This is a genomic window from Chryseobacterium arachidis, assembly GCF_900129245.1.
GTDB lineage: Bacteria > Bacteroidota > Bacteroidia > Flavobacteriales > Weeksellaceae > Chryseobacterium > Chryseobacterium arachidis.
Genome location: NZ_FQUT01000001.1, coordinates 372,762 through 397,974, shown reverse-complemented (window position 1 = coordinate 397,974; position 25,213 = coordinate 372,762). Strand labels below are relative to the sequence as shown.

The window sequence follows — 25,213 nt, the reverse complement described above, 5'->3', positions numbered from 1 at the left end:
TTGGTTATCAGCTTATAGTTGACAGAAATCGCAGCAACTGATAAAAACCATCGGTGTACAAGCATCAACTCTCGGTCAAAAAACACTATTTTTGCATCATGGAATGGTTTGAATCTTGGTTTGATACCCCTTATTATCATTTACTTTATAACAACAGAGACTATACTGAAGCAGAAAACTTCATAACAAAACTAACAGAAGATTTACAGCTTCCGAAAAACTCTAGAATTATCGATCTGGCTTGCGGAAAAGGAAGACATTCGGTTTTTCTCAATAAATTGGGATATGATGTTTTGGGATTGGATCTTTCTAGACAAAGTATAGAGTTCGATAAACAATTTGAAAATCAGACCCTGTTATTCGATGTTCATGATATGAGAAACCCGATTGATGCCGATCCTATGGATGCGGTTTTTAATCTGTTTACCAGCTTCGGATATTTCGATAATGAAAATGATGACAAAAAGGTGTTTCAGTCTGTTTACAATGTATTGAAACCCGGAGGTTTTTTTGTTCTGGATTATCTTAATGAAGAATATGTAAGGAAAAATATTGTTCCTGAATCTATTGTGAAAAGAGGTGATATTGAGTTTAAAATCTGTAAAAAAATTGAGGGCAGACATATCGTAAAAGATATCAGATTCGAAGCGGACGGAAAGCCATACCATTTCTTTGAAAAAGTAAAGCTTCATACGTTGGAGGCTATTAATTCTTATGCAACAGATTGTGGCTTTGAAAGAGTGAAAATCTGGGGTGATTATCAGCTGAATGAATTTGATAAAGAAACTGCCGTTCGTTGCATTAATTTATTTAAGAAAAAATAATGATTACAGTACTTTTGCTGATCCTGAGTGTCGTTGCCGGAGTATTTCTGGGAAAACATTTCGGTAAAAAAGAAAAACTGGCGAAAAATTTATTGATTCTGAGTGCCGGATTTCTGATTACCATCTGTCTGAATGAAGTATTTCCTGAGGTTTACAATGCCGAAGTTGGAAGCAGTTTGGGGATTTTCGTCATAGGAGGGGTTTTACTTCAGATGATCCTGGAAGCTTTGACCAAAGGATTTGAGCACGGGCATTTTCATCATCATAATGAACATAATATTCTTCCTGTTGCTTTAATGTTGGGACTTTTCATTCATGCTTTTATTGAAGGAATTCCTTTGGCCAATGAAGAACATGAATTTTCGCCATATTTATTAGGAATTGTATTCCACAATCTTCCGATTTCTTTTATTCTGGGAGCATTTTTGTTCAACAGGAAAGAAGGCTCAAAGGGCAGTTCTTATCCATCTTTATTAATTGTTGCTTTATTTGCATTGGCTTCTCCGATGGGAATGTTGTTGGGCAATTATTTCAATCCGGATTTACAGCCTTATTTCTTAGCCGTTGTAGGAGGAATTTTCCTTCATATTTCTTCTGTAATTATCTTCGAAAGCAACAAGAATCACAATATCGACTGGGTAAAAATAGGCTTGGTCATTTTAGGAGTTTCCTTAGCCTTAATTATGCATCTTTTCCACAGTCATTCTCATGTGGGACATCATCATTAATTTAATAATTGATTCATTAAAAAAATAAAAGCTCCGGACTAACAGTTCGGAGCTTCCATTTAATCACTCATTACGTATTTGGGGAATTAGAACTTCCAGCCCAACGTAAGGAAGAAATTGTTTCTGATATTTTTCACATCTGATACCACCGAAGCATCACTCGAAATCAAACGGCTTGGTGAATAGTATCCGGCTTCTATATTATTTGTTTGATCGGCAATTCCTTTTAACATCGGATTGCTGAATTTTGAACTGATATTCTGATAAGAAGCATCAATGTAGAACGATCTAAAATCATACCCCACACCGAATGATAAAGCATTTCTATCATTTAAAGTCCAGTTGCTGTATGATTGATCCACAATATCTCCCGCATTTGTATATGTTCTTTGGGTTAGAGCATCGAAAGGGCTTGATGTGTAAGCATATCCACCTCTCAGTCTAAACTGTTTCAATCTGTATTCTGCTCCAATTTTCAATTCAGATAAGTTTTTGTAATCTTCTTTAAAGAAATCATTAAGTTCAGTTTCAGCCGGTCCGTATACTTTATATCTTGGCTTAGTTAATCCAAGGCTATAGTCTACATTCAAAGAGAATGCTTTACTGGCAATAAATGCCGCACTTACAGTCGCTTTAAGCGGCGAGGTGAACTTTCTGTTTTCTACAGCATAATCATCACCATAAATAGGATCATTATAGAAATTGTAGCTTCTGTCGATATTCCAGAAAGTAGGTGTTTCCAATGCTGCTCCGATTCTGAAGTTCGGGCTTAATTTTCCGATAACACCTAATGAAGCAGAGAAACCATTTCCTTTTTCATAAAAAGGCGTATTCTGCTTGCTGAAAAATTCTGAACTTCCGTTATCTGTTGAATTGAATATAGCAGTATCCGACTGATCAATTGAAGAATTAAAGAAATTTAACCCTGCACCTATATATAAATTATTATTATGATTGGCTCCGACACCAATACTTGTTTTTGATACATAACCATATCTGTCGTAAGCATGTCTTCCGAAAGATGAACTTCCCCCATCCGGAAAATCGTATACTAAATTACTGTTTCCCGGAGTCTCAATATAATTATCAATATTCTGATTAGAGTAGTTTACCCCGATGTTAATAAATTTCCATGCACTTTCGCTCATCAGCTGAAACGTCATTACCGCTCCCACATTTCCTAAATCACCCTTATTAACAGTATATCCGAAAGATGAACCTGCATAAGATGACGTATTTTTATTGCTTGTAATGGATAATGTTCCCGAAACTTCCCCTGAGATTGCCACTCCTAACCCTGCAGGGTTCGTAAGCAAAGAGTTGGCATCACCGCCCAATGCACCATTAGAACCAGCCATTGCATTAAACTTAGCAGAGCCCACATTCGGAGAACCTGAGTAGACATCTACAGTATTTCTTATCACAGAAATATCCTGAGCCTGCGCAAAAAATGCTGCAGAAATACTCATTATAGCTAAAGATTTTTTTAACATTATTTTTTTGAATAGTTATTAATTTGAAATTATCTACCACCACGGAAGCCACCGCCTCCACCGCCGGATCTCATACCGCCGCCGCCTCCACCGAAGCCACCGCCGCCGGATCTGAATCCGCCACCACTGCTGGAGTTGTTGAAGCCTCCATTATTTCTGAAACCTCCGCTGTTGTTGTCATTTCTGAAACCACCGTCATTTCTTCTTGGCTGAGACTGTTGGTTGTAGTTATAGTTCGGTCTTCCCTGAGGTTGCTGATTACGGAAGCCTCCTTGAGGTCTTACCCCATTCTGATTTCTGAATCCTCCGTTTGTATTACCTCTGAATCCTCCTGCATTTCCATTATTTCTAAATCCGCCGTTATTTCCTTGTCTGAAACCTCCTGAATTGGTATTGCTTCCTCTGAAACCATTCCCGCTGGTAATACCATATCTGTTAGCAAATCCTCCGTTGTAAGTATTAAATCCTCTTCCGTCTGCCCCACTTCTTCTGTACATAGGTCTGTAATAGCTACCTCCCCAGTAGCCACCACCATAGCCCCAGCCCCAATAAGGAGATCCGTAGCCATAATAGCCGCCCCAGTATGGATTATAACCACCCCAACCCCAAGGAGAGTAGCCCCAGCCTATATTCCAGCCGCCGCCCCAACCCCATGAGCCACCCCATGAAAGTCCAAGGCCCCAGCCGTAACCGCCGTAGCCACCCCAACCCCAATATGGGTTGTAGCCGCCATACCATCCACCCCAGCCCCAAGGAGAACCCCATCCCCAAGAGTTATCGTAATAGTTGGTTTGGCTTCCTGCATAATTTCCCCAATCAGAATCGGTTGCTGTAGAATTTGTGTTCCATGCGTAGTCATTCCAAGAGTCGTATCTTCCTTCTCTAGAATTCATTTCTGCGTTTTGAACAACGCTGTTGTCATCCTGATAATAATTGTAATCTTCTCCTACTCTGTTTCCTCTGTCATTAATAATTACCCCTTCAGGAAGTGTATCTTTATTCGGGTCGTAATAAACGCCATCTGTCTCGCTGTAGCCACCCATCTGAGCACCGCAAGACACAAGTAATAATCCGCCTGATATTGCCAGAATCCCTTTGGATTTTAGTATACCGAGCAAATTTTTATGTATATTTTTTTTCATGATAACGTAAAAATTTTTAATTTAAATTATATTTGCAATCTGTACCAAAAATGTACCAAAAACACAGGTACAAAAATCTATCAAAAATAGATTTTTATTTTTAGATAACAATAATAGCAAAAAGTTAAAAAAATTAAAAAAAATAATGGCAAAATTAACCTCAAGAAGAGAAGATTACAGCAAATGGTATAATGAGTTGGTGGTAAAAGCCGACTTAGCTGAAAACTCAGGAGTAAGAGGATGCATGGTGATTAAACCATACGGCTATGCGATCTGGGAGAAAATGCGTGACGAAATGGATAAAAAATTCAAAGAAACAGGTCACGTTAATGCTTATTTTCCGCTTTTTGTGCCCAAGAGTTTATTCGAAGCTGAGGAAAAAAATGCAGAGGGTTTTGCTAAAGAATGTGCGGTAGTTACCCACTACAGATTAAAAACAGATCCGGATAATCCGTCAAAACTGATTGTGGATCCTGATGCTAAATTAGAGGAAGAATTAATCGTTCGTCCGACTTCAGAAGCTATCATCTGGAATACTTATAAAAACTGGATTCAATCTTACCGAGATTTACCTATATTAATTAACCAATGGGCAAACGTTGTGCGTTGGGAAATGAGAACACGTCTTTTCTTAAGAACAGCAGAATTTTTATGGCAGGAAGGGCATACGGCTCACGCAACAAAAGATGAAGCGGTGGAAGAGGCTGAAAAAATGAATAAAGTATATGCTGATTTTGCAGAAAACTTTATGGCAATGCCCGTAATTCAAGGGTTAAAAACACCTTCTGAAAGATTTGCAGGAGCCGACGAAACGTATTGTATTGAAGCATTAATGCAGGACGGAAAAGCGCTGCAAGCCGGAACATCTCACTTTTTAGGACAGAATTTTGCCAAGGCATTTGATGTAAAATTCACTAACAAAGAAGGAAAAATAGAGCATGCATGGGCAACATCTTGGGGAACTTCAACCCGTTTGATGGGCGCTTTAATTATGACTCACTCTGATGATTTCGGATTGGTATTGCCTCCGACTTTGGCTCCAATTCAGGTGGTGATTGTTCCTATTTTCAAAGGAGAAGAACAATTGGCACAGATCAGCGAGGTAGCTTTGGATATTCAGGCTAAATTGAGAGCAAAAGGAATTTCTGTAAAATTCGACAACGATACTCAAAACAAACCGGGTTGGAAATTCGCAGAATACGAGTTGAAAGGTGTTCCTGTACGAATTGCAATGGGGCCAAGAGATCTGGAGAATAATTCGGTAGAAATCGCAAGAAGAGATAATCTTACGAAAGAAGTTCGTTCTATCGAAGGGCTGGATTCTTACATTGAAGACTTATTGAAAACCATTCAGAAAGATATTTACACGAAGGCTTTTGAATTCAGAAAAAATAATATCACAAAAGTAGATACGTATGAAGAATTCAAACAAGTTTTGGAAGAAAAAGGTGGCTTCATCTATGCACATTGGGACGGAACTGCTGAAGAAGAAGAGCAAATTAAGGATGAAACTAAGGCTACCATCAGATGTATTCCTTTAGATGATGATATTGAAGAAGGTGTTTCTTTAATTTCCGGAAAACCATCTAAGAGACGTGTTTTATTTGCAAAAGCTTATTAACAGATAACTCACAATAAATTATTAAATCTGCAAAATTTCAATAAAATTTTGCAGATTTTTTTTGAATTAGGGATTTGGATAGATTTTTGATTAAATTTATAACACATTAATCTCAAAATAATTTATTATGTCTTTAAACATCATTGATTTAATTAAGGGGCAATTGGGTCCTGCGTTAGTATCTCAGACTGCATCACAGTTCGGGGAGAGTGAGTCTGGTATTTCAAAAGCTATCGGAGGGCTGATACCCGCTGTATTGGGAGGACTGGCAAACAATTCCGAAAATCCTCATGTTTTAGATGCTATTACCAATGCACCATCGAGTGGGATTTCAGGAAATTTAACCGGAGATTTAGCCAACAACTCATGGATTTCAACCTTACTGTCCTCTATTTTCGGGGATAAAGTAAGTGGATTGGTAAATTCCATTGCTACATATGCAGGGATCAGTAATAATTCATCAGGTTCTCTTTTGAATCTCGTAACCGGAGCAACGATTGGCTCTATCGGGAAATATGCTGTCGATAATAATTTGGACAAACAGGGAATTTCAAGTTTACTGAATGATCAAAAAGGAATCGTTTCTTCATTATTGCCTGCTGGTTTGTCTTTTGCTTCATTAAATATGGGTGACTGGGATGCAAGATATAAATTCGACAATGATAAAGATGCCATCAATATTCCGGCTCAGGAAGAGCCAAAAATTGAAGTAACAAGAAGTACAGCGCCTAACGGAACTTTTCCCGACAGAAATACGAATGACGGCGGAGGCTCGATCTGGAAATGGCTTCTTCCACTTTTATTATTGATTGCTGCCGGGTATTTTCTTTGGAAACAATGCGAGAAAAAAGAAACAACGACGACCACTACTGTAAATGATTCAGGAAATGTTGTCACCGACACTGCTTCAGTTTCGCCAGCAGATACTACAGGCTCTGCTGTAACAACAAAAGTAGACGAAGATATTGATTTAAACGGTACAGCTTTAAAAGGCTACAAAGGTGGAATGGAAGACCAAATGATTGCCTTCCTGAAATCTGACGGATATAAAAATGCAAAAGACGACGCAGCATTGAAAACGACCTGGTACAATTTTGACCACGTTAATTTTAAAATCGGCAGTGCCAATCAACTAGAAGCAGGCTCTGAAGGACAATTACAAAACCTTGTAGCTATCCTGAAAGCTTATCCTGAAGCCAAAGTAAAAATCGGCGGATATACCGATAAAACAGGAGATGAAGCTAAAAACCTAAAATTATCTGCAGACAGAGCAACTTTCATCAAATCTTGGCTGGATAAGCAAGGCGTAGGTGCTCAGGTTGCGGGAGCAGACGGATACGGAAGCCAATTTGCAACTGTTGATGCAAAAGCATCCGATGCAGAAAGAGCGGTAGACAGAAAAATGGCTGTAAGATTTACTAAATAATCTGTTACTCAATAAAGTTAGAAATCCCGAAAGTTATTTTCGGGATTTTCTATTGGGCATTTTGTAGTTTTTATTTATTTAATTACATTTGTTAGTCATTTCTAACATTTATGAATTTCAATTTAAAAAACGCGTGGCGTAAAGATAAAACATCCCACTCTTTATCAGAAGTTTATTCTTCGGTAAAAGTGCCTAAAAATGCAAGTTTTTTGAAAAAATACCTGGCATTTGCAGGGCCGGGGCTAATGGTTGCAGTCGGATATATGGATCCTGGAAACTGGGCAACGGATATTGCCGGGGGCGCACAATTCGGGTATACTCTGCTTTCTGTGATTTTAATTTCAAATATTTTTGCAATGGTTTTGCAGCATTTGTCTGTGAAATTAGGTGTCGTGGCAGAAAGAGATCTAGCACAGGCTTGCAGGGATCATTTTAGCCCTACAACAAATTTTATACTTTGGGTATTCTGTGAAATAGCCATTGCCGCTTGCGATCTCGCAGAAGTTATTGGTTCTGCCATCGCATTGAACTTACTTTTCCAGATTCCGCTTACATGGGGAATTGTGATTACTACCATTGATGTTTTATTTATTCTCTTGCTCCAGTCCAAAGGCTTCCGATGGATCGAGAGTATCGTCGGCGGATTAATTTTTATTATTCTTGCCTGTTTTGTGTATGAACTTGTGATTTCCCAACCTGCCATGAATGAGCTTTTAGGCGGATTGGTTCCTCAGAAGGAGATTATTCAGAATCCGGCGATGCTTTATATTGCAATTGGTATTTTGGGGGCCACCGTGATGCCTCACAATTTATACCTACACAGCAGCATCGTTCAGACCAGAGATTACGAACGTACAAAAGAAGGAAAAAAAGAAGCGATAAAATTTGCAACTTTAGATAGCACGGTCTCCTTGATGTTGGCGTTTTTTATCAATGCTGCCATCTTAATTTTAGCGGCTGCAACTTTTCACGTTACAGGAAACAAACACGTTGCAGATATTCATGATGCCTATAAAATGCTAACTCCTATTTTGGGGGCTTCAATGGCAAGTATTGCTTTTGCGATTGCTTTACTGGCTTCCGGACAAAACTCGACTCTTACGGGAACTCTGGCCGGACAAATCGTGATGGAAGGATTTTTAAATATCAGGCTGAAACCTTGGTTAAGACGTTTAATTACAAGATTAATTGCCGTAATTCCGGCCTTAATTGTTGCTATTCTCTATGGTGAAGAAGGTACAACCGAATTGTTGGTTTTAAGCCAGGTAATTTTATCCATGCAGCTCAGTTTTGCCGTAGTTCCGCTGGTGATGTTTACGAGCGACAAAGCCAAGATGGGCGAATTTGTAAATAAGCCTTTTCTAAAAATCTGTGTCTGGATTATTTCATTCATTATCATCGTTTTGAATCTTTATCTTTTGTATCAGACATTTTTCGGGAAATAATTTTTAAATTTTTCAGAAGCTATTTCCCGCTTTCCGCACTCGCTATTTTATAGGTTTCGGCGCGGCAGCGAAGCTGCCGCGCCGAAACCTATAAAATGAGCTCAAACAAAGCTGCAATCAGGGTTATCTATGATTTGCCTTTACCTCAATTTTAGGTAACAACATCAATTTTTTCCAACTCAGATCCTGTTTAAAAATTAACCAAAATTATTTCACAACTCTAAAAGGAGTAATTTTGCCTAATTTTAATGGGATTTTTCGCCCTTCAGGATTGTGTAAACAAAAATTCAATTAAAATTTCGATTTTGAAATAAAATGTAAACAGACTCTAAATCACATTAGAAATCGAAACAATCAAAAAATAATTCAGAATCTCATTTTTAGAGCTTGTTTAAATGAATTGTTTAATCGAAAAGAATCCCATCGGGACTATCTGTTAATAGATAAATTATACAGATCTATTAAAGCTCTGTAAGAGCGACCTGTGAAACAATAATTATCAGGTCGTTCCTACAGAACTCCTCTTTTCTCACATTTCATCCTATTAACAGAATGCTCCTGCGGAGCCTGAGATTATTTTGGTCTTGCAATATTTGAAGATAAATTTTAGAATGTTAATTGAATTTTACAATTTTGTTCAAAAAATATATAAGGTTTCAACAAACTTAACCTGATACTGCGAATTACATTTATTATTAGGTCTGTCAATCTGAACTCGGCGAAGATACAGCTTAATAATTGTTGAAAAATCAATGCAATAAAAATATTTTAATGAAATATAAACAGGTTCTTAAGTACAAAAGAATTCTTCCTTCACAAAATCCCAACAACTAAAAACCACCCCTAAAATCTGCCGAAATGTCACGCTTTTTTCTTTGGCAGAATGTTTGCGAATAAAAATGAAAATAAAGATTGAATTATGGAAAATCAGGATATTAACGAAGAAAGCATCAATAATCAAGAAGATACGAATATCGCAAACGAAGCAGCAACTGAGGAAAATGTGACAGCTCAACCCACTGCAGAGGAACTTTTGGCAGAAGAAAAAGACCGTTACATCAGATTGTATGCAGAGTTTGAAAACTATAAAAAAAGAACTTCTAAAGAGAAAATGGAGTTCTTCCAATATGCCAACCAGGACATGATGATCTCTATGTTGGGTGTTTTGGATGATTTTGAAAGAGCTTTAAAAGAAATCGCTAAAAACGGAAATCCTGCTGATCTACAAGGTGTGGAATTAATTTACAATAAATTCAAAAATAAACTTACTGAAAAAGGATTGAAAACGATGGAAGTAAAGGCCGGAGACGCTTTCAATGTAGACTTCCATGAGGCAATTACCCAGATTCCTGCGCCGTCAGAAGATCTGAAAGGGAAAATCGTAGACGTAATCGAAACAGGATATACTTTAGGCGACAAAGTAATTCGTTTTGCAAAAGTGGTTACAGGAAATTAAAACATAAGCAATAAGCAATGGGTAATAAGCAATTTTGAATATTACCCATTTCTCATTCTAATTACTCATAAAAAAGATGTCAAAAAGAGATTATTACGAGGTTCTTGAGATCAGCAAATCTGCATCGGCCGACGAAATAAAGAAAGCATACCGTAAAATGGCCATCAAATTTCACCCGGATAAAAATCCTGGTGACAAAGAGGCTGAAGAAAAATTCAAAGAAGCAGCAGAAGCTTACGAAGTACTGAGTGACGAGCAGAAACGTGCAAGATATGACCAGTTCGGACACGCAGGAATGGGCGGAAACGGCGGCTTTGGCGGCGGTTTCGGTGGCGGAATGAACATGGAAGATATTTTCAGTCAGTTCGGAGATATTTTCGGTGGTGGTTTTGGAGGATTTGGCGGTGGCGGCGGTGGTCGTCAGCAGGTGAAAGGTTCTAATTTAAGAATCAGAATCAAGCTGAACCTTGAAGAAATGGTAAATGGAACCCAAAAAACCATTAAAGTAAAGAAAATGAAGATGGCAGAAGGTGCCACTTCAAAAACGTGTCCTACTTGTAACGGTTCCGGAGTTCAGCTAAAAGTAATGAACACGATGTTTGGTCAGATGCAGACTCAGACGACTTGCGGAACTTGTCAGGGAATCGGGAAAGTAGCAGATAAAATCCCGGCTGGAGCAAATGCTCAGGGATTAATTAAGGATGAAGAGGAAATTTCAATCAACATCCCTGCAGGAGCCAGAGACGGAATCCAGCTGAATGTAAGAGGGAAAGGTAATGACGCGCCTTTTGGTGGTGTTCCGGGAGATTTATTGGTGATTATTGAGGAAGAAGTTGACAAAGTAATCAAAAGAGAAGGCGATAATCTTCATCAGGAATTATATGTTTCTTTTGCTGAAGCAGCTTTGGGAACGAAGAAAGAGGTTCCTACCGTTGGCGGGAAAGTGAAAATCACGGTGGATGCAGGAACTCAGTCCGGAAAAATCTTACGATTGGCAGGAAAAGGTCTTCCAAGTATTGACAGTTACGGAAAAGGTGATATGTTCATCCACATCAATGTATGGACACCACAAAAACTCACAAAAGATCAAAAAGATTTCTTCGAAAAGCAGATGAACAGCGGAGAAATGGTTGCAGAACCATCCGGAAAAGAAAAAACTTTCTTTGATAAAGTGAAAGATTTATTTAATTAATCATATTTAAAAGAGGCTTATTTTTTAAGTCTCTTTTTTGTTGATATTAATTTTATCTGAAGCTATTTCTTGGTTCCCGTACTCGTTATTTTTTCGGATTCGAGGTTCGGCGGCAAAACCGAAAAAAATGTACTCAAACAAATCCTACGATTAGGTTATTGGATTGGTAGTATCCAATAAACCAGACAGAGTTTTAAGGAAGAGAAAATCCTATAAGGAAACTACAGTATTGCTCATGTTATTTTTAAGGGCAATGATCATTATTATATTTATTTTGGTGGCTTAAAAGGCGGTCAGCTTAAAATACAGGAATAATAAGTCCTTGACAGAAGCTAAAGAACCCAATAAAGGTGAAAATGCTCTTTCACCAAAAATTGCCCTTTTAAGTAAAAATATGCTTGAATTTGCCGAAGAACCTAAGGATGTACAAATTCTCGACGAAAACGGAAATCCTTTAAAAGCAGAAGATCATAACCATCGGTTTTTCGAAGGAGTATGGATGCATCAGTACAACAAGAAATATTACCTGTCCTACTCTACCGGAGACACTCATAAATTGGTCTATGCAATCGGTAACAGTCCTTACGGACCATTCACTTTTCAGGGAGAGATTTTAAGTCCGGTTGTTTGATGGACGACTCATCAGAGCATTGTAGAGATTGGCAAAAAATGGTATCTTTTTTACCATGACAGCAAACCATCCGGTGGAAAAAACCATTTAAGGAGTATAAAAGTAAGGGAGCTTCAGTATGACGAAAACGGGAAAATAAAACCAATGAACGGACAGGATTAATTCTGCTTAATCTTTTACGTTTTAAGTTAAAAAATCGTGGCGGCTTCAATTCCTGAAGCCGCCCCGGTCATTATTATTTATCAAATTTCTATTATCTTTTAGCTAAAGAATAGACTCCTTTTCCGATAGTGAAAATTGCCACTGCAATTAAACCACCTGCAAGGCCTAAAATAACCTCCTTCAAAATCGTAAGCAATTCATTAGAAGACCACGATTCTAAAAAATGGTGAAGAAACTCCACTCTGTGGGCGAAAATTCCACCGGCAACCATAATTAATGCAATTGTTCCGATCACTCCTAAAGCTTTAATCACGATAGGCAAAGCCTTTACCAGTAAATGCCCAAGCTGTCCGAAAAATCCTTTATCGTTACTTTTTTTAATCAATTTAAACCCTGCATCATCCATTCTTACAATCAGTGCCACAATTCCATATACTCCGACAGTCGCAATGAAAGCGACTAGGCTCGTCACTAAAATTTGTGTAATAAAGGGATGGCTTTCTTCCAAAACAGTTCCCAAAGCGATAATCACAATCTCAATCGATAAAATAAAATCGGTGGTAATTGCAGATTTAATCTTTGCTTTTTCTATTTCCTCAGAGCTTTTTTCGTCTTCTACAATCTCTTCTACTACCTCATGACCTTCTTTATCACGGTGAAAAACAAATTCTATAATTTTTTCCACTCCTTCAAAAGCTAAATACAGTCCACCCAGGATCAAAACATAGTTGATGGCCGGAGCGTAGAGCCAGTTCAGCAAAAATACAATAGGCAGAATGATCAGCTTGTTGATGAATGAGCCTTTGGTGATAGCCCACAATACCGGCAGCTCTCTTGAAGAAAGGAAACCTGTAGCTTTTTCAGCATTTACAGCAAGGTCGTCTCCTAAGATTCCCGCCGTCTTCTGTGTTGCTATTTTACTTGTAACCGCCACATCATCCATCAAAGCTGCAATATCATCTAAGATTGCAAAAAAACCAGATGCCATAAGATTTTAATATTTTTTTAATAATTGTTAAAGGGCAAAAATAGATATTTAATTCGATTTATTATATGATTAAAGGTTTTAAGTAAAATTTATTTGGAGCTGTTTCCCGCTTTCCATTACAATCTTTTTTTGCAAAAAGGATTTTCATTGCAATCGGGGCTAAGGTGAAAGTCATATAATCAAACATTCGTAAAATATCCATAGAGTTTGTCATCCTGTAGAGATCTGAGCATAATATTAGAAATAATCGGGAAAGATTCGAGCTAAGATCCTATAGGAATGACAACCTTTGAAAAAAAAATCATTTAACATTTAATAACTTATGACATCCAAAAAGAGACTTTAAAACAAACTTTCATGAGATTTTTTACGGCTTTTCTTTTCATTCTTATTTCAAATTTTACATTTTCACAAGCAAAATATATTTTAGGATTATCAAAAACGGATCATAAAATGGTTGTTTTGGATTACAACTCTCTCGAGATTATTTCTAGAATTCCTGTAGGCGAAGATCCGCATGAAGTTGTAACCTCAGATGACGGCTCAGTGGCTTATGTTGCCAATACAGTAGGGGGGAACCGCTCATGAAATTAATGTAATCGATTTAAAAAATTTAAAACCACTAAAAAATATTGATACAAGACCTTTGTACGGTTCTCACGGACTGGCTTATCTTAATGACAAATTATGGTTCACGGCACAAGGTTCAAAAGCTGTCGGAAGATACGATGTAAAAGAGGATAAATTGGAATGGTCGATGGGGACAGGACAAAATACCACTCATCTTTTATATGTTACTCCAGATGCAGAACATTTTTATGCCACCAACATAGATTCGGGCACGGTAAGCATTTTTTGATCATGTCTTGCTGCAACCTACTGTTCCGCCAACAGGAGTTCTTCTCCCAAACGCAAAACCTCACTGGGATTGGGTACAGACTTTGGTTGAAGTGGGAAAAGGCGCTGAAGGTTTTGATGTTTCAAAAAACGGAAAAGAACTGTGGACAGCCAGACCAGACGGTCATATTATTGTTGTCGACCTTGAAAAAAGAAAAATTAAAAATGATATTGATGCGAAAGTTTTAGGGCTGCATCGCCTGAAATTTACACCGGATGGAAAATCTGTTTGCATTGTAAGCGTAAAAACCGGAGAACTGCTTTTTTATGATGCAAAAACAAGAAAAGAAATCAAGAAAATCAATGCCGGACAAGGAGCGGCTATGTATATGGACGAAGAGAAAGACAGACTTTTCCTAGCCTGCACTCCCAATAATTCTGTTTCTGTCATCGATCTTAGTAAAATGGAAGTCGTAAGAAAGCTGGATATCGGAGGAAGACCAGATGGCATTACCATGGCAGTCGTGAGATGATTATGAATATTTTGTATATTCGTTAAAACCAATATCACCAAATTAACAATGAAACACATTCAGTTATTTTTACTTTTATCTTTTACTTTATTTTTTGCACAAAAGCAGCAGTTTATTTACGAATACAGATTTGTCCCGGATTCTACAGACAGAAGTGCTGTTAGAACAGAATTTATGGCTCTGAATATCAATTCCACGAAATCAGAATTCTATGGATTAGAAAGATTCAAGTCTGATTCTGCGATGCTTGCAGACAGTAAAAAAGGGATTTTCAGCATGCCTCCGAATAAGGAAATGATTGGAGAAAGAGTGATAAAATATCCTAACTCAAGCAAATTAAGCTATATAAAAATTTTGGATGAAAAATATATTGTTGAACAGGATGTAAAACTCAACTGGAACCTGAAGAACGAGTTTAAAACCATCATGAGTTATAAAGCGCAAAAAGCAACCACCGAATTTGGCGGCAGAAGATGGATAGCATGGTTTACTTCAGGAATTCCGTTTCAGGACGGACCTTATAAATTTTCCGGACTTCCGGGACTTATTCTGGAACTTGAAGACAGCACCCACAGTCATATTTTCACCATAAAAGGAATGAAAGATACTGATGAAGAATTTATTTATCCCAACCTAAATAATTACAAGGAAATAAAAATCACGTACCCTCAATTCGTTAAAGTATTTAAAACCAACAGAAAAAATCCCGTCGCTTCTCTGATAGGAAAAATTCCTGACCAAACCGATTCTTCTGGAAAATTTACAAGCGGGCAGCAAATGCTAAAGGAAATCGAAACGATGAGACTGGAGCAGTTTAAAAAGGATAATAATATTATTGAAATTAATCTTTTGAGATAAATGATTATCACTCAAAACATAAGAGCTGTTTTCCTCTTTTTATTAATTTCTTTGTCTTGTTTTGGGCAAAAAGATATCAGTGTGATTGAGTGTAATATAAAATCATTAAAAACTACCTGTTTGGAAAGCTCAAAAATAATTTCAGAAGTGAAATATAAAGTTCAGCATTCGGATCTTGGAAGCGCAAAAATTGACCGAATTTATGGGCGTTTTGAAGATTTAAAGACAGGATTATCTGATAAAAATTTTAACCAGAACAAAATTGACCTTACTTGTGAACAATTAATGCATGATCAAGAAAACAAAATCTACTATTCTCGGGAAAAAAATGATCAGAGAAATTTTTATTTCATATATGAATCGGATAAGTTGATGTATAAAGGAACTGAGGATCTCAAACAGATTAAGCAGATTAATTTGAATTCTGACACTAAATATATTCTGCTTTATAACAAGGAACGTGAAAATGATGAAAATTACGAAGTAAGCTACAATTATTATGATCCGAATGGTCTGCTAATTTACAGTTTTCATCAAAGAGCCAATGAATTTGATGAGTTTACGTATGAATATAACAGAAGTTTGGAATATCATACCATTTATAAAAACGGGGCAATTTGGAAAGAGTATTCAAACCATGATAAAGATGAAATCATAGAAAGTACCGTTATAGAATATATTATTCCTGAATCTTATCAGCTTGATAAAAAGAGCAGACCGTTTTTAAAAGAATCAAAATTTACACTAAAAGATAAAAATTGTCACTGCAGAGAAGGATATGTAACAAAAGTGGAATTCTGGACAAAAAACAAATGTCATGAAGAATATATTTTAGAGTAGTTATATTATGAATATTATAATTTAAATTTAATTTGAGTTGTAATTTTCATTACATTTATTCTATGAAAAAGCTGATTCTTCAATACCATTTCTTCGTTTTAGGGTTAATTGGCTTTGTACTGAGTTCATGCAATACAAGAAAATTCAAAGTCTGGGTGGGAACCAATAACGACCAGAAAATCTATAACCTCAAATATGGCGAGCACAAAAGACAGAAAATGGATGTTTTTCTGCCATCCGACTATCCCGAAAATTCTCCGGTGGTATTAATTGTACATGGCGGTGCATGGACTCTGGGCAAAAAAGAACACATGATCCAGATTCAGAAAATGCTTTTTAAGAATAATATTCCGAGTATTAATATGAATTACCGATTGGTTTCCCAATCAAAAAAGATTACATACAGAGAGCAATTGGAAGATATTGCTTCTGCTATTTTAAAATTTAATACTTTGGCTCACAAAGCGGAACTTCAGCCCGATAATTATATTCTTTTGGGCGAAAGTGCGGGAGGACACCTGGCTTTACTCTATGGCTATCAGCATCCGGATCAGGTCAAAAAAATTATCTCTTTAAGCGGCCCTACGGATTTCTATTCACCGGACTATCTTCGTTCCTTTTATTCAAAATACACGTCCCCTACTTTTCAAAAAGTAGTCGGAGAAAAATTTGATCGCAAGAATGTGTCCGAAGAGTTTAAAAAAGCAAGTCCGATTGCCAATGTTTCTCATGTTCCTACGCTATTGTTTCAGGGAAATCAGGATTTTTTGGTCAATCAGCATCAAGGTTTGGCTTTGGATTCTGTACTTACAGCCCAAAATATTCCTCATAAATTGATCTTTATGAAGAAAACGGGTCACGTTCCAAGATTTTTCAACAAAAAGAAAAGGGACAGCGTTATTTACCCTAATATTCTGGAATGGATAAAAAATGATTCTCCTCATAGCTACGATTGAGCGTTAGGTTTAAGCGCTTTTTCATGATTAGGCTCGGCGGCTTCGCCGCCGAGCCTAATCATGATGAAAAGAGTAGCGAAAGCGGGAATTGCTCCAAAAAAATAACCCGCTCAAATGAACAGGTTACCTTTATAATTTTAAACTTAATTTTTATTTTTCATCTTCATCAAAATTATGATTTTCGTATTTTGAAAAATCTTCCTTTTTACCGAACAGAAACTTAATAATTACAGGAACTGTAGTTATCAGCACAATCACGATAATAATAAGTTCGAGTTTCTTTTTAAGATCAATTCCGAACTGATCGATGAATAATTTATCCAGGTAATGTCCCGCAAAAATTAAAAGAAAAGACCATAAAACTGCTCCGATAATATTATCTCGTAAGAAATCTTTTTTATCCATTTTTACGATTCCCGCAACAATAGGTGTAAACGTTCTTACCACCGGTAAAAATCTTGCCATAATAATCGCTAATGCTCCGTTTTTCTCAAAAAAATCATGAGCCTGATATAAATATTTCTTCTTAAATAACCATGTATCCTGCTTTTTGTATAATGCAGCTCCTGTTTTTCTCCCAAAATAATAGCCTACCTCGTTACCGATAATTGCAGCAACTGCTACGGAAATTGCCAGAATAAACGTATCTAAAAAATCGCTCCCCGTAGAGCCGAAAGTCTCTTTGATGATTTCAACAGCATATATTCCCGATACGAAAAGTAATGAATCTCCCGGTAGAAAAAATCCTACAAAAAGACCGGTTTCCGCGAAAATAATGAACAAAATCAGCCAAAATCCTCCAAGCTTGATGTAAAACTCAGGGTTTAATAAATCTTTCCAACTATTGTAATCTTCCATACGTTTTGATAAGTAACAAAAATAGGATTAATAAACGTCAAAAAGAAATTTATTTCACGATTTTAACGAAATTTAAACATGACATTTACAGGTCCATATCATCGTCTGAAACTGCCGTTCCATCCGCCATTAAGAAGGCTTTAAGGAATGGTGTTAGATTTCCGTTCATTACAGAATCCACATCCGAAGTTTCATATCCCGAACGGACATCTTTTACCAATTTATAAGGATGCATTACGTAGTTTCTGATCTGGCTTCCCCACTCTATCTTCATCTTGTTGGCTTCTATTTCGTTACGGGCTTTCATACGTTCTTCCAATTCCATTTCGTACAATCTCGAACGAAGCAATTGCATTGCTTTTTCTTTATTCTGAAGCTGGGAACGAGACTCTGAGTTTTCAATAATAATCCCTGTTGGTGCGTGACGAAGACGGACCGCCGTTTCCACCTTGTTGACGTTCTGCCCCCCCGCTCCGGAAGATCTCATCGTTTCAAAGCTGATGTCGGCAGGATTGATATTAATTTCAATAGTATCGTCTACCAAAGGATAAACATATACAGACACAAAACTCGTATGGCGTTTCGCATTAGAATCGAAAGGCGAAATTCTTACCAGTCTGTGAACCCCGTTTTCCCCTCTCAGATATCCGAACGCAAACTCTCCGTCGATTTCTAGTGTTACTGTTTTTACGCCCGCAACATCACCTTCCTGAAAATTCAGTTCACGGATTTTATAGCCTTGCTTTTCAGACCACATGGTGTACATTCTCATCAGCATTGCAGCCCAGTCACAGCTTTCTGTTCCTCCCGCTCCAGCTGTGATTTGAAGCACTGCAGAAAGTTCGTCACCTTCATTGGAAAGCATATTTTTGAATTCAAGATCTTCGATTTTTTCCAGTAATTGAGGAAAAGCTTCATCCAATTCTTTTTCGGAATCGGGATCTTCTTTTGCAAATTCCATTAAAACCTGAAGATCTTCAAACTGTGTGTTGATTTCTTCGTAAGCTTCTACCCATTTTTTCTTAGAACGAAGTAACTTTAAAAATGCTTCAGCCTCTTTCGGTTTGTCCCAAAATTCCGGAGCTGCTGTTTTTTCATCATCATTGGCTATTTCCACCTTCTTTTTTTCAATCTGAAGGTAAGTATATAAATCCTCAATTCTTGATTGAGTTTCTTTTATCTGGTCGTTGTTGATCACGATTGTTTATTTTTTGCAAAAGTAAGAATAAAAAGTAACTGATAATATTGTAGGCTCACTTAGAACTGTGTATGGTTGAAAGGAGCCTGTTTAAATTAAGTTTTACCATAAAGGAAATTCTATTTATCTCAGGTTTTCAAATGTATGTTAGTGAAAATTACTTTTGCAGCCTGGCCTTTAATGACCGATTTACTTCCAAAAAGATTATCCCTGACTTTCATCATCTTCACCATTATGATGAAAACCTATCGCTCTTCTAGGCTCTTCCACTATTTTATAAGCATCCAGCTCCAATTTTAAGCTGTGAATTCTCTGTTGAAACTGGTCAAAATTATTAATAATAGCATCACCCAAAAACCTTGCAACCTGATCCAGATATTCTTCTGTTAACTTTCCGGCTGCGTCTCTCAATGCACTATTTAGAATAGTCTGATCGATTTTCATATTTTCATTTCTGGTTCTTTGATACTGATTTTTAATTCTCTTTTTTAAGCTTTGGGTAAAATCAATCAGCATTGTATTGCTGAACGCCTTCATCTGTAAAGAAATGCCGTGCCAGAAAGGAACTTTATCAGCTTTATTGTTTTTCAGTATTTTAAATAAAAGAGAGTCTTTTTCAAGTTTTCTCGTCATGGCATACAAAATAATTTCAGACCTTTCTGCATGATTAGGAGGGAAAACAGGAATCATGACATCAAATCTTCCCGGTGCCAGAATCTCTTCATCAATTTCGGAAACAGAATTGGCAGAACCTACCATCAACAGGTCTTCCTGCTCGAATTTTGAAATATAGTGAAGAATAATTTCCTGTGTTTCTAGATTACAGGAAGCAACATTGTTATCGGCTTTTCTCGACATCATAATTTCATCAAAATCTTCCAGAAACATCAGCACTTTATCTTCCTTCATCATAGTAACCAAGAAATCGTTAAAATTGGTACGGTTTCCATCAACGAAAGATGTCCCGAGGTAATGTTTTTTCACCTCTTTGAACTGATACCCGATAATCTCTGCAATTTTGTTCGCCCAAAATATTTTCCCGCTTCCCGGAGGTCCGTACAAAATAATTCCCGCCGGTTTATTGATTCCCCAGTCTTTAATTTGCTGTGGATTCAGAAACGGCTCCAGCACTCCTGAAATATAGAAAAATAAATCTCTATACCCGATAAAATCTCTTTTCTGAAGGCTCGTTTTATGCCCAAAGTAATTGTAGACGAACTGATAATTCCCGCCTAATTTAATATCGATTCCATAGCTTGAAATGGAGGACTTGAAAAATCCATTATCAAAAATATTCGGGTCGGCTTCCTTAATTGCTTTTTCTACCTTTTCTTTAGGCTGCTTAATAGTTTCAGCAATTTGCTCCAGAGTTTTTGTTTTATCTAAATCTTTTTCATAAACCCTTAAAAAATCAATGTTTTCTCGGGCAAACTTCTCAAAATCTTCTTTCACCTCGAAATTCGTACTGATGCATACTCCCAAATCAAGATCAAAATCCTGAATAAATTGTTTTATAGCTTCGGCAGAAACATTCAGTTCCTTTGCCAGTTCGATAAGTTTCATAATTGTTGATTAATTCTACCAAATTTAATGCATTTGTAATATATTTTAAATTGATTTATGATAATTCTGTAACAAATCCTAATTTATATAGACTACTACTATGTAAAACAAATTACATGGAAAAGATTTTATCAGTAAAGAATCTGACGAAGAAATTTAAGAGAGTTGTCGTAAACAATATTTCTTTTGACGTCGAAAAAGGAAATGTCTATGGACTGTTAGGACCTAACGGTAGCGGTAAATCCACGACTTTTGGAATGCTACTTTCTACCATTAATCCTACCAGCGGAGAATGGTATTGGTTTGGAAAGAAGGGAACAGATCCGGATACTTTGAAAAATATAGGGGCGATTATCGAACAGCCCAACTTTTATCCTTATCTGAGTGCCGAAACCAATCTTAAAATCGTAGCCCAAATCAAGCACACCCCGTACTCCAGAATTGAGGAAGTTTTAAAAACCGTTGGCCTTTATGAAAGACGAAAAGACACCTTCAAAACCTATTCTTTAGGAATGAAGCAGCGTCTTGCCATTGCTTCAGCCATGCTGAACAATCCGCAGGTTCTCATTCTTGATGAGCCCACAAACGGTCTGGATCCTGAAGGGATTATCCAGATCAGGGAAATCATCAGCAATATTGCCAAACAGGGCATTACCATCATTATTGCCAGCCACCTTCTGGATGAAATCGAGAAAATCTGCAGCCATGTCATTGTTTTAAAGGAAGGAACTTCGCTGTACTGCGGAAGAGTGGATGAAATGACGGCCAATAATGGTTATTTCGAATTAAAAGCAGACAATAACACCTTATTATTAAATGTTTTGAATGAGCTTCAGTGGTTTACATCGATTAATCAGGATGGTGATCTCCTGAAAGCCCAGATTCGTGACGATGCATCGATTTCTGCTTCAGCATTAAACCAGAAACTGGCAGAAAAAGGGATTTTCCTTTCCCATTTAACAAAGAAAAAACTGTCTCTTGAATCTCAATTCCTTGAACTTGTAAAGACAAAATAATCATGATAAAATTATTAAAACTAGAATATTACAAAAATCTGAATTACAGACCATTCAAGATTTTCACCATCCTTTATTTTGCCATTCTTATTGCTTTGCTTTTCATAGGATTGGTAGACTTTGACCTCTTTGGCGGAACCATTAATCTGAAAGAACAGGGAATCTATAACTTCCCCGAAATCTGGAATTTCACAACCTGGATCGTTGGTCTTTTGAAAATTTTCCTGGGCTTAATTATTGTTTTTTCAATCTCACAGGAGTTCAGCGACAGAATGTTTAAACAGAATACCATTGACGGACTGAGCAGAAAAGAATTTATCGGTTCAAAATTACTGACGATCAGCATTTTTACGATTGTTTCCACTGTTATTGTGTTTGCAATAACGATGTTTTTAGGATATCAGTATTCCAACACCACCGATTCGGCAAAAGTTTTTGAGGAAATATTTTTTATCGGAAATTATTTTGTAAAACTGTTTACATTTTTCTGTTTTCTGATGTTCCTTTCCATTCTATTGAGGAAATCGGTTTTCGTATTTCTTGCATTTTTTGTTTTCTGGATCGTAGAAAGCATATTATCTGCCATGGAAACTTTTGTAAAGGTAAAAGGAATGCAAGGACCTCAAAGAAATGATGTCTTACAAAATGATTTTTTTGCGTCTCATCTTTTACCCTTGGAAAGTATGTCGAGCCTGATTCCCAATCCCATGATGAGGTTGAACATGGCCAAAATGATGGGTTTAAAATACGAGTTCCACTACCCTACAGAAAACATGATTGCCTGCCTGGTCTGGTGTGCAATTTTCATTTTTGGATCGTATTGGATCTTGAGAAAAAGAGATTGGTAAGGTTTTTGATTGTTACTAAAAACTTTAAATATTTAAAGATTATTTTTTTGAAAAAGTGATTCAATTGTTGAATCACTTTTTTTGGCTTAAAATTTTCATTCGGTTTGAACAAAATAATTGCCATGAAGAAAATTTTCTATGTTCCGGGATTGATCAGTGCTTTGTTGATACCGGTTTTGTTTTGGTATTATGGAAATCAAAAATTTGAAGAGGTAAACCTAAGAGTAATAGATATTGGACTTCCTGCTAAATCTCATGACGGAAAAGAATTAGCATTTGCAAGTTTTGAACCTTATCGAAAATGGAATTATAAAAAAATTATAGTAAAGCCCAATTCAGCAAAAGAAAATTCTAAATTTCATGTTTCTGAGATTAAAAAACTTCAAAAAGAAAATAGAGAAAAATCCGGAATAGAATTTATTTTAAGTGATGAAAATACTTATAATGATATTGTTGCTTTGTTGAATGATATGAAACTTACTAAACAACCTACCTATCACTTAGACCTTGATAAAACAGGGCATTTTTTTGTAGTTAATCAGCCTCTTATTTCAAATAGTCCTATGTATAATGATGATACAATAGGAAGATGTGGAAATGAAGTCATAGATTTTACTAATGAACAATTTAGAATATCACTCTTAAAGGGTTTTTCAAAATTTGAGTATCAGCTTACAAAATTGCCTGAACAGTCTTTTTATATCATCTTTGGATTTTTATTATTTTTAAATATTTCCATGTTGAGTATTAAAGAAAGATTTCAATTCCAGAGATTTGAAATAATTAAATAGATTCTTCACTCCGCTTTGCTTCGTTCTGAATGACAGCGTATTAATCTTTTGAATTTAAAATAAGAAAAGACTGCCTTTCGACAGTCCTTACAATCACCTCACTTAATAATACACTTATTTTTTATCTAAAAGAGAAATATATTCTCCGTAACCTTCTTTCTGCATATCAGCCTTCGGAACAAACTTCAGTGAAGCAGAATTGATGCAGTAACGAAGTCCGCCTTTGTCCGCAGGTCCGTCATTGAAAACGTGCCCCAAATGCGCATCTCCCGTTTTACTTCTTACCTCAACTCTTGTCATTCCGTGAGAACGGTCTAATTTTTCATCAATCAACTGTTTTGTAATTGGTTTTGAAAAACTTGGCCACCCACAACCTGATTCAAATTTATCGGTTGAAATAAATAAGGGTTCTCCCGTTGTAATATCTACATAAATTCCTTCACGGGTCTCATCCCAGTATTCGTTTTGGAAAGCCCTTTCTGTACCATTTTCCTGAGTTACTCTATATTGTTCGTCTGATAATTCTTTTTTTAGTACGGCTTTATCTTTTTTTTGGTATTTCATTTCTTTATTTTCTTTTTTAGTAGGAAGCGGGTTGGCTTTTCTTGCCATTTCAAACAATCCCGGCTCTATATGACAGTAACCTCCCGGATTTTTATCCAGATAATCCTGATGATAATCTTCCGCTTTATAGAAATTTTTCAAAGGAATAGTTTCTACTAAAACCGGTTTGTCATAATTCTTGGATAATTTCTGAACCTCTTCTTTTATGATAGCTTCCGTAGCTTTATCAGTAGAATAAATTCCTGTTCTGTACTGATCACCTCTGTCATTTCCCTGTTTGTTCAAACTTGTAGGATCAATTGTTTTAAAATACAGATCAATTAAAAGTTTGAGATCAACCTGCTCAGGATCATATTTCACTTTTACAGTTTCCGCAAAACCTGTGGTGTGGCTTACTACTTCTTCATAGGTAGGATTTTCTTTATTTCCATTGGCATATCCTACTTCGGTTCCTACAACGCCTCGAATTTGCTGAAAAAAGTGTTCAGTTCCCCAAAAACATCCGCCGGCAAAATAAACTTCTTTTACATTTCTGTTGTCCATAATGGTCTCATTTTCTTTTTTAGTTTCTGTGGATTTTGGTTTGGCATCTCCACAGCTTGTCGCAAAAACTGCTATACCCAGAACTACTCCAAGCAATATTAATATGTTTTTCATTTTTATCTTTTTATTCATTTTTAATTCTTTTGGTCAATTAAAAATCTGCAATTTCTTATTACAAATCTCGGACTAAAAATACTGATGAATCAGTGATAGTTTCTATCGAAATGATAGTATAATTATTTTCGATTTATCTATAATTATATACGATCAATATTCAAAGTTGGTTTTATATGAAAGAGAGATTTCGTAAGAATCCCGTTGATTTAGTTTTAAGATTTTCCTGTTCATTTTAGCGATTTTGAATTAATACTTTGTCATTTTCAAAAGTATAGTCGGAACAATTTCAAAATCCTGACAACGATTTTATTAAATATCTAAATTTTTAAATATTTTTTCTTTAAAACTCTGAATTTCAGAATCATTAATTTCAATATTTTCTTCACGAGAAAGTTTTCTTTTTAGAATATTGTCTAAAATTTCCAGTTTTTCTTTATAAGCCCTGCACCATTTGCAGATTCTCAGATGCACGTTCAGCTTCCAGTTCTCCTTTGGAGAAATGTCATCTGCATTTCGCTTTTCCATCAGTAAAGTGGCTTCACTGCAAGGTAAAAAGATAATATGTATTAGTTTTCTTAACATT

At 36.4% G+C, this 25,213-nt stretch carries 25 protein-coding genes; 17 read left to right on the top strand and 8 right to left on the bottom strand.

The window, feature by feature from the left end:
• Positions 1–98 precede the first annotated feature (98 nt).
• Positions 99–824: an SAM-dependent methyltransferase gene (locus tag BUA89_RS01815; RefSeq protein ID WP_072952915.1), complete on the top strand. Its 726-nt coding sequence runs from the start codon at positions 99–101 to the stop codon at positions 822–824.
• Positions 825–826: 2 nt separating this feature from the next.
• A complete protein-coding gene (locus BUA89_RS01810) occupies positions 827–1,552 on the top strand; it encodes a ZIP family metal transporter (RefSeq protein WP_072953276.1) in 726 nt (241 codons plus the stop codon).
• Between the two features lie 86 nt (positions 1,553–1,638).
• Here BUA89_RS01810 and BUA89_RS01805 read toward each other — a convergent pair whose 3' ends face one another.
• Both BUA89_RS01805 and BUA89_RS01800 read right to left on the bottom strand, forming a co-directional pair.
• Positions 1,639–3,021 carry an OmpP1/FadL family transporter gene (locus BUA89_RS01805; RefSeq protein WP_083531588.1) on the bottom strand — a complete coding sequence of 461 codons (1,383 nt, stop codon included), beginning with the start codon at positions 3,019–3,021 and terminating at the stop codon, positions 1,639–1,641.
• A gap of 53 nt (positions 3,022–3,074) precedes the next feature.
• The gene (locus BUA89_RS01800; RefSeq protein ID WP_072952913.1) at positions 3,075–4,187 is read right to left on the bottom strand and encodes a prolyl-tRNA synthetase; all 1,113 of its coding nucleotides are present in this window, start codon (positions 4,185–4,187) and stop codon (positions 3,075–3,077) included.
• Positions 4,188–4,332: 145 nt separating this feature from the next.
• Between BUA89_RS01800 and proS the strand changes: the two genes are divergently transcribed.
• From proS to BUA89_RS01770, 6 genes are all read left to right on the top strand, one after another.
• A complete protein-coding gene (proS, locus tag BUA89_RS01795; protein ID WP_072952912.1) occupies positions 4,333–5,808 on the top strand; it encodes a proline--tRNA ligase in 1,476 nt (491 codons plus the stop codon).
• A 127-nt stretch (positions 5,809–5,935) separates the two neighbouring features.
• Complete coding sequence (locus BUA89_RS01790) at positions 5,936–7,234, top strand: OmpA family protein (protein WP_072952911.1); 1,299 nt, start codon at positions 5,936–5,938, stop codon at positions 7,232–7,234.
• A 110-nt stretch (positions 7,235–7,344) separates the two neighbouring features.
• On the top strand, positions 7,345–8,679 hold the full coding sequence (locus tag BUA89_RS01785) for an Nramp family divalent metal transporter (protein ID WP_072952910.1): 1,335 nt from the start codon (positions 7,345–7,347) through the stop codon (positions 8,677–8,679).
• A 919-nt stretch (positions 8,680–9,598) separates the two neighbouring features.
• On the top strand, positions 9,599–10,135 hold the full coding sequence (locus BUA89_RS01780) for a nucleotide exchange factor GrpE (protein ID WP_072952909.1): 537 nt from the start codon (positions 9,599–9,601) through the stop codon (positions 10,133–10,135).
• Between the two features lie 76 nt (positions 10,136–10,211).
• Positions 10,212–11,327, top strand: coding sequence for a molecular chaperone DnaJ (dnaJ, locus tag BUA89_RS01775; RefSeq protein ID WP_072952908.1), 1,116 nt, complete (start codon positions 10,212–10,214; stop codon positions 11,325–11,327).
• Between the two features lie 322 nt (positions 11,328–11,649).
• Entirely contained in the window at positions 11,650–11,958 is a 309-nt protein-coding gene (locus BUA89_RS01770; protein WP_072952907.1) for a glycoside hydrolase family protein, read from the top strand.
• 253 nt (positions 11,959–12,211) lie between these two features.
• On the opposite strand, the gene BUA89_RS01765 is transcribed toward BUA89_RS01770, so the two are convergent.
• On the bottom strand, positions 12,212–13,108 hold the full coding sequence (locus BUA89_RS01765; protein ID WP_072952906.1) for a DUF808 domain-containing protein: 897 nt from the start codon (positions 13,106–13,108) through the stop codon (positions 12,212–12,214).
• 357 nt (positions 13,109–13,465) lie between these two features.
• On the opposite strand from BUA89_RS01765, the gene BUA89_RS22865 reads away from it, so the two are divergent.
• The 6 genes from BUA89_RS22865 (at position 13,466) to BUA89_RS01745 (ending at position 17,132) form a co-directional block, all read left to right on the top strand.
• Entirely contained in the window at positions 13,466–13,696 is a 231-nt protein-coding gene (locus BUA89_RS22865; RefSeq protein ID WP_143152249.1) for a YncE family protein, read from the top strand.
• Positions 13,697–13,754: 58 nt separating this feature from the next.
• Entirely contained in the window at positions 13,755–13,967 is a 213-nt protein-coding gene (locus BUA89_RS22860) for a YncE family protein (protein WP_143152248.1), read from the top strand.
• Positions 13,968–13,974: 7 nt separating this feature from the next.
• Complete coding sequence (locus tag BUA89_RS22855) at positions 13,975–14,478, top strand: YncE family protein (protein ID WP_143152247.1); 504 nt, start codon at positions 13,975–13,977, stop codon at positions 14,476–14,478.
• Positions 14,479–14,526: 48 nt separating this feature from the next.
• Complete coding sequence (locus BUA89_RS01755) at positions 14,527–15,336, top strand: GLPGLI family protein (protein WP_072952905.1); 810 nt, start codon at positions 14,527–14,529, stop codon at positions 15,334–15,336.
• Positions 15,337–15,456: 120 nt separating this feature from the next.
• Positions 15,457–16,176, top strand: a complete 720-nt coding sequence (locus tag BUA89_RS01750) for a hypothetical protein (protein ID WP_143152246.1) — start codon at positions 15,457–15,459, stop codon at positions 16,174–16,176.
• A gap of 62 nt (positions 16,177–16,238) precedes the next feature.
• Positions 16,239–17,132: an alpha/beta hydrolase gene (locus tag BUA89_RS01745; protein WP_072952903.1), complete on the top strand. Its 894-nt coding sequence runs from the start codon at positions 16,239–16,241 to the stop codon at positions 17,130–17,132.
• Between the two features lie 150 nt (positions 17,133–17,282).
• Here the strand turns inward: BUA89_RS01745 and BUA89_RS01740 are convergent, their stop codons facing one another.
• The 3 genes from BUA89_RS01740 to BUA89_RS01730 form a co-directional block, all read right to left on the bottom strand.
• The gene (locus tag BUA89_RS01740) at positions 17,283–17,990 is read right to left on the bottom strand and encodes a DedA family protein (RefSeq protein WP_072952902.1); all 708 of its coding nucleotides are present in this window, start codon (positions 17,988–17,990) and stop codon (positions 17,283–17,285) included.
• A gap of 85 nt (positions 17,991–18,075) precedes the next feature.
• Positions 18,076–19,188, bottom strand: coding sequence for a peptide chain release factor 2 (gene prfB, locus BUA89_RS01735; protein WP_072952901.1), 1,113 nt, complete (start codon positions 19,186–19,188; stop codon positions 18,076–18,078).
• 204 nt (positions 19,189–19,392) lie between these two features.
• Positions 19,393–20,751, bottom strand: a complete 1,359-nt coding sequence (locus BUA89_RS01730; protein ID WP_072952900.1) for an AAA family ATPase — start codon at positions 20,749–20,751, stop codon at positions 19,393–19,395.
• Positions 20,752–20,867: 116 nt separating this feature from the next.
• Between BUA89_RS01730 and BUA89_RS01725 the strand changes: the two genes are divergently transcribed.
• From BUA89_RS01725 to BUA89_RS01715, 3 genes are all read left to right on the top strand, one after another.
• Positions 20,868–21,767 (top strand): ABC transporter ATP-binding protein, encoded by a 900-nt coding sequence (locus BUA89_RS01725; protein WP_072952899.1) that lies wholly within the window; start codon positions 20,868–20,870, stop codon positions 21,765–21,767.
• Positions 21,768–21,769: 2 nt separating this feature from the next.
• On the top strand, positions 21,770–22,615 hold the full coding sequence (locus tag BUA89_RS01720) for an ABC transporter permease (protein ID WP_072952898.1): 846 nt from the start codon (positions 21,770–21,772) through the stop codon (positions 22,613–22,615).
• Between the two features lie 122 nt (positions 22,616–22,737).
• The gene (locus tag BUA89_RS01715; protein WP_072952897.1) at positions 22,738–23,406 is read left to right on the top strand and encodes a hypothetical protein; all 669 of its coding nucleotides are present in this window, start codon (positions 22,738–22,740) and stop codon (positions 23,404–23,406) included.
• 114 nt (positions 23,407–23,520) lie between these two features.
• On the opposite strand, the gene msrB is transcribed toward BUA89_RS01715, so the two are convergent.
• Together msrB and BUA89_RS01705 are read right to left on the bottom strand one after the other, a co-directional pair.
• Positions 23,521–24,627 carry a peptide-methionine (R)-S-oxide reductase MsrB gene (gene msrB / locus BUA89_RS01710; RefSeq protein ID WP_072953275.1) on the bottom strand — a complete coding sequence of 369 codons (1,107 nt, stop codon included), beginning with the start codon at positions 24,625–24,627 and terminating at the stop codon, positions 23,521–23,523.
• 312 nt (positions 24,628–24,939) lie between these two features.
• A complete protein-coding gene (locus BUA89_RS01705) occupies positions 24,940–25,212 on the bottom strand; it encodes a hypothetical protein (protein WP_083531571.1) in 273 nt (90 codons plus the stop codon).
• Between the last annotated feature and the right edge of the window lies 1 nt (position 25,213).

Excerpts from the sequence above, each read along its gene's own strand:
- dnaJ (WP_072952908.1), top strand. The coding sequence starts at position 10,212 with ATGTCAAAAAGAGATTATTACGAGGTTCTTGAGATCAGCAAATCTGCA.
- BUA89_RS01765 (WP_072952906.1), bottom strand. The coding sequence starts at position 13,108 with ATGGCATCTGGTTTTTTTGCAATCTTAGATGATATTGCAGCTTTGATG.
- BUA89_RS22865 (WP_143152249.1), top strand. The coding sequence starts at position 13,466 with ATGAGATTTTTTACGGCTTTTCTTTTCATTCTTATTTCAAATTTTACA.
- BUA89_RS01790 (WP_072952911.1), top strand. The coding sequence starts at position 5,936 with ATGTCTTTAAACATCATTGATTTAATTAAGGGGCAATTGGGTCCTGCG.
- BUA89_RS01745 (WP_072952903.1), top strand. The coding sequence starts at position 16,239 with ATGAAAAAGCTGATTCTTCAATACCATTTCTTCGTTTTAGGGTTAATT.
- BUA89_RS01815 (WP_072952915.1), top strand. The coding sequence starts at position 99 with ATGGAATGGTTTGAATCTTGGTTTGATACCCCTTATTATCATTTACTT.
- BUA89_RS01755 (WP_072952905.1), top strand. The coding sequence starts at position 14,527 with ATGAAACACATTCAGTTATTTTTACTTTTATCTTTTACTTTATTTTTT.
- BUA89_RS01785 (WP_072952910.1), top strand. The coding sequence starts at position 7,345 with ATGAATTTCAATTTAAAAAACGCGTGGCGTAAAGATAAAACATCCCAC.
- BUA89_RS01725 (WP_072952899.1), top strand. The coding sequence starts at position 20,868 with ATGGAAAAGATTTTATCAGTAAAGAATCTGACGAAGAAATTTAAGAGA.
- BUA89_RS01740 (WP_072952902.1), bottom strand. The coding sequence starts at position 17,990 with ATGGAAGATTACAATAGTTGGAAAGATTTATTAAACCCTGAGTTTTAC.
- BUA89_RS01730 (WP_072952900.1), bottom strand. The coding sequence starts at position 20,751 with ATGAAACTTATCGAACTGGCAAAGGAACTGAATGTTTCTGCCGAAGCT.
- BUA89_RS01805 (WP_083531588.1), bottom strand. The coding sequence starts at position 3,021 with ATGAGTATTTCTGCAGCATTTTTTGCGCAGGCTCAGGATATTTCTGTG.
- BUA89_RS01705 (WP_083531571.1), bottom strand. The coding sequence starts at position 25,212 with ATGTTAAGAAAACTAATACATATTATCTTTTTACCTTGCAGTGAAGCC.
- BUA89_RS01715 (WP_072952897.1), top strand. The coding sequence starts at position 22,738 with ATGAAGAAAATTTTCTATGTTCCGGGATTGATCAGTGCTTTGTTGATA.
- BUA89_RS01800 (WP_072952913.1), bottom strand. The coding sequence starts at position 4,187 with ATGAAAAAAAATATACATAAAAATTTGCTCGGTATACTAAAATCCAAA.
- BUA89_RS01780 (WP_072952909.1), top strand. The coding sequence starts at position 9,599 with ATGGAAAATCAGGATATTAACGAAGAAAGCATCAATAATCAAGAAGAT.
- msrB (WP_072953275.1), bottom strand. The coding sequence starts at position 24,627 with ATGAAAAACATATTAATATTGCTTGGAGTAGTTCTGGGTATAGCAGTT.
- proS (WP_072952912.1), top strand. The coding sequence starts at position 4,333 with ATGGCAAAATTAACCTCAAGAAGAGAAGATTACAGCAAATGGTATAAT.
- BUA89_RS01720 (WP_072952898.1), top strand. The coding sequence starts at position 21,770 with ATGATAAAATTATTAAAACTAGAATATTACAAAAATCTGAATTACAGA.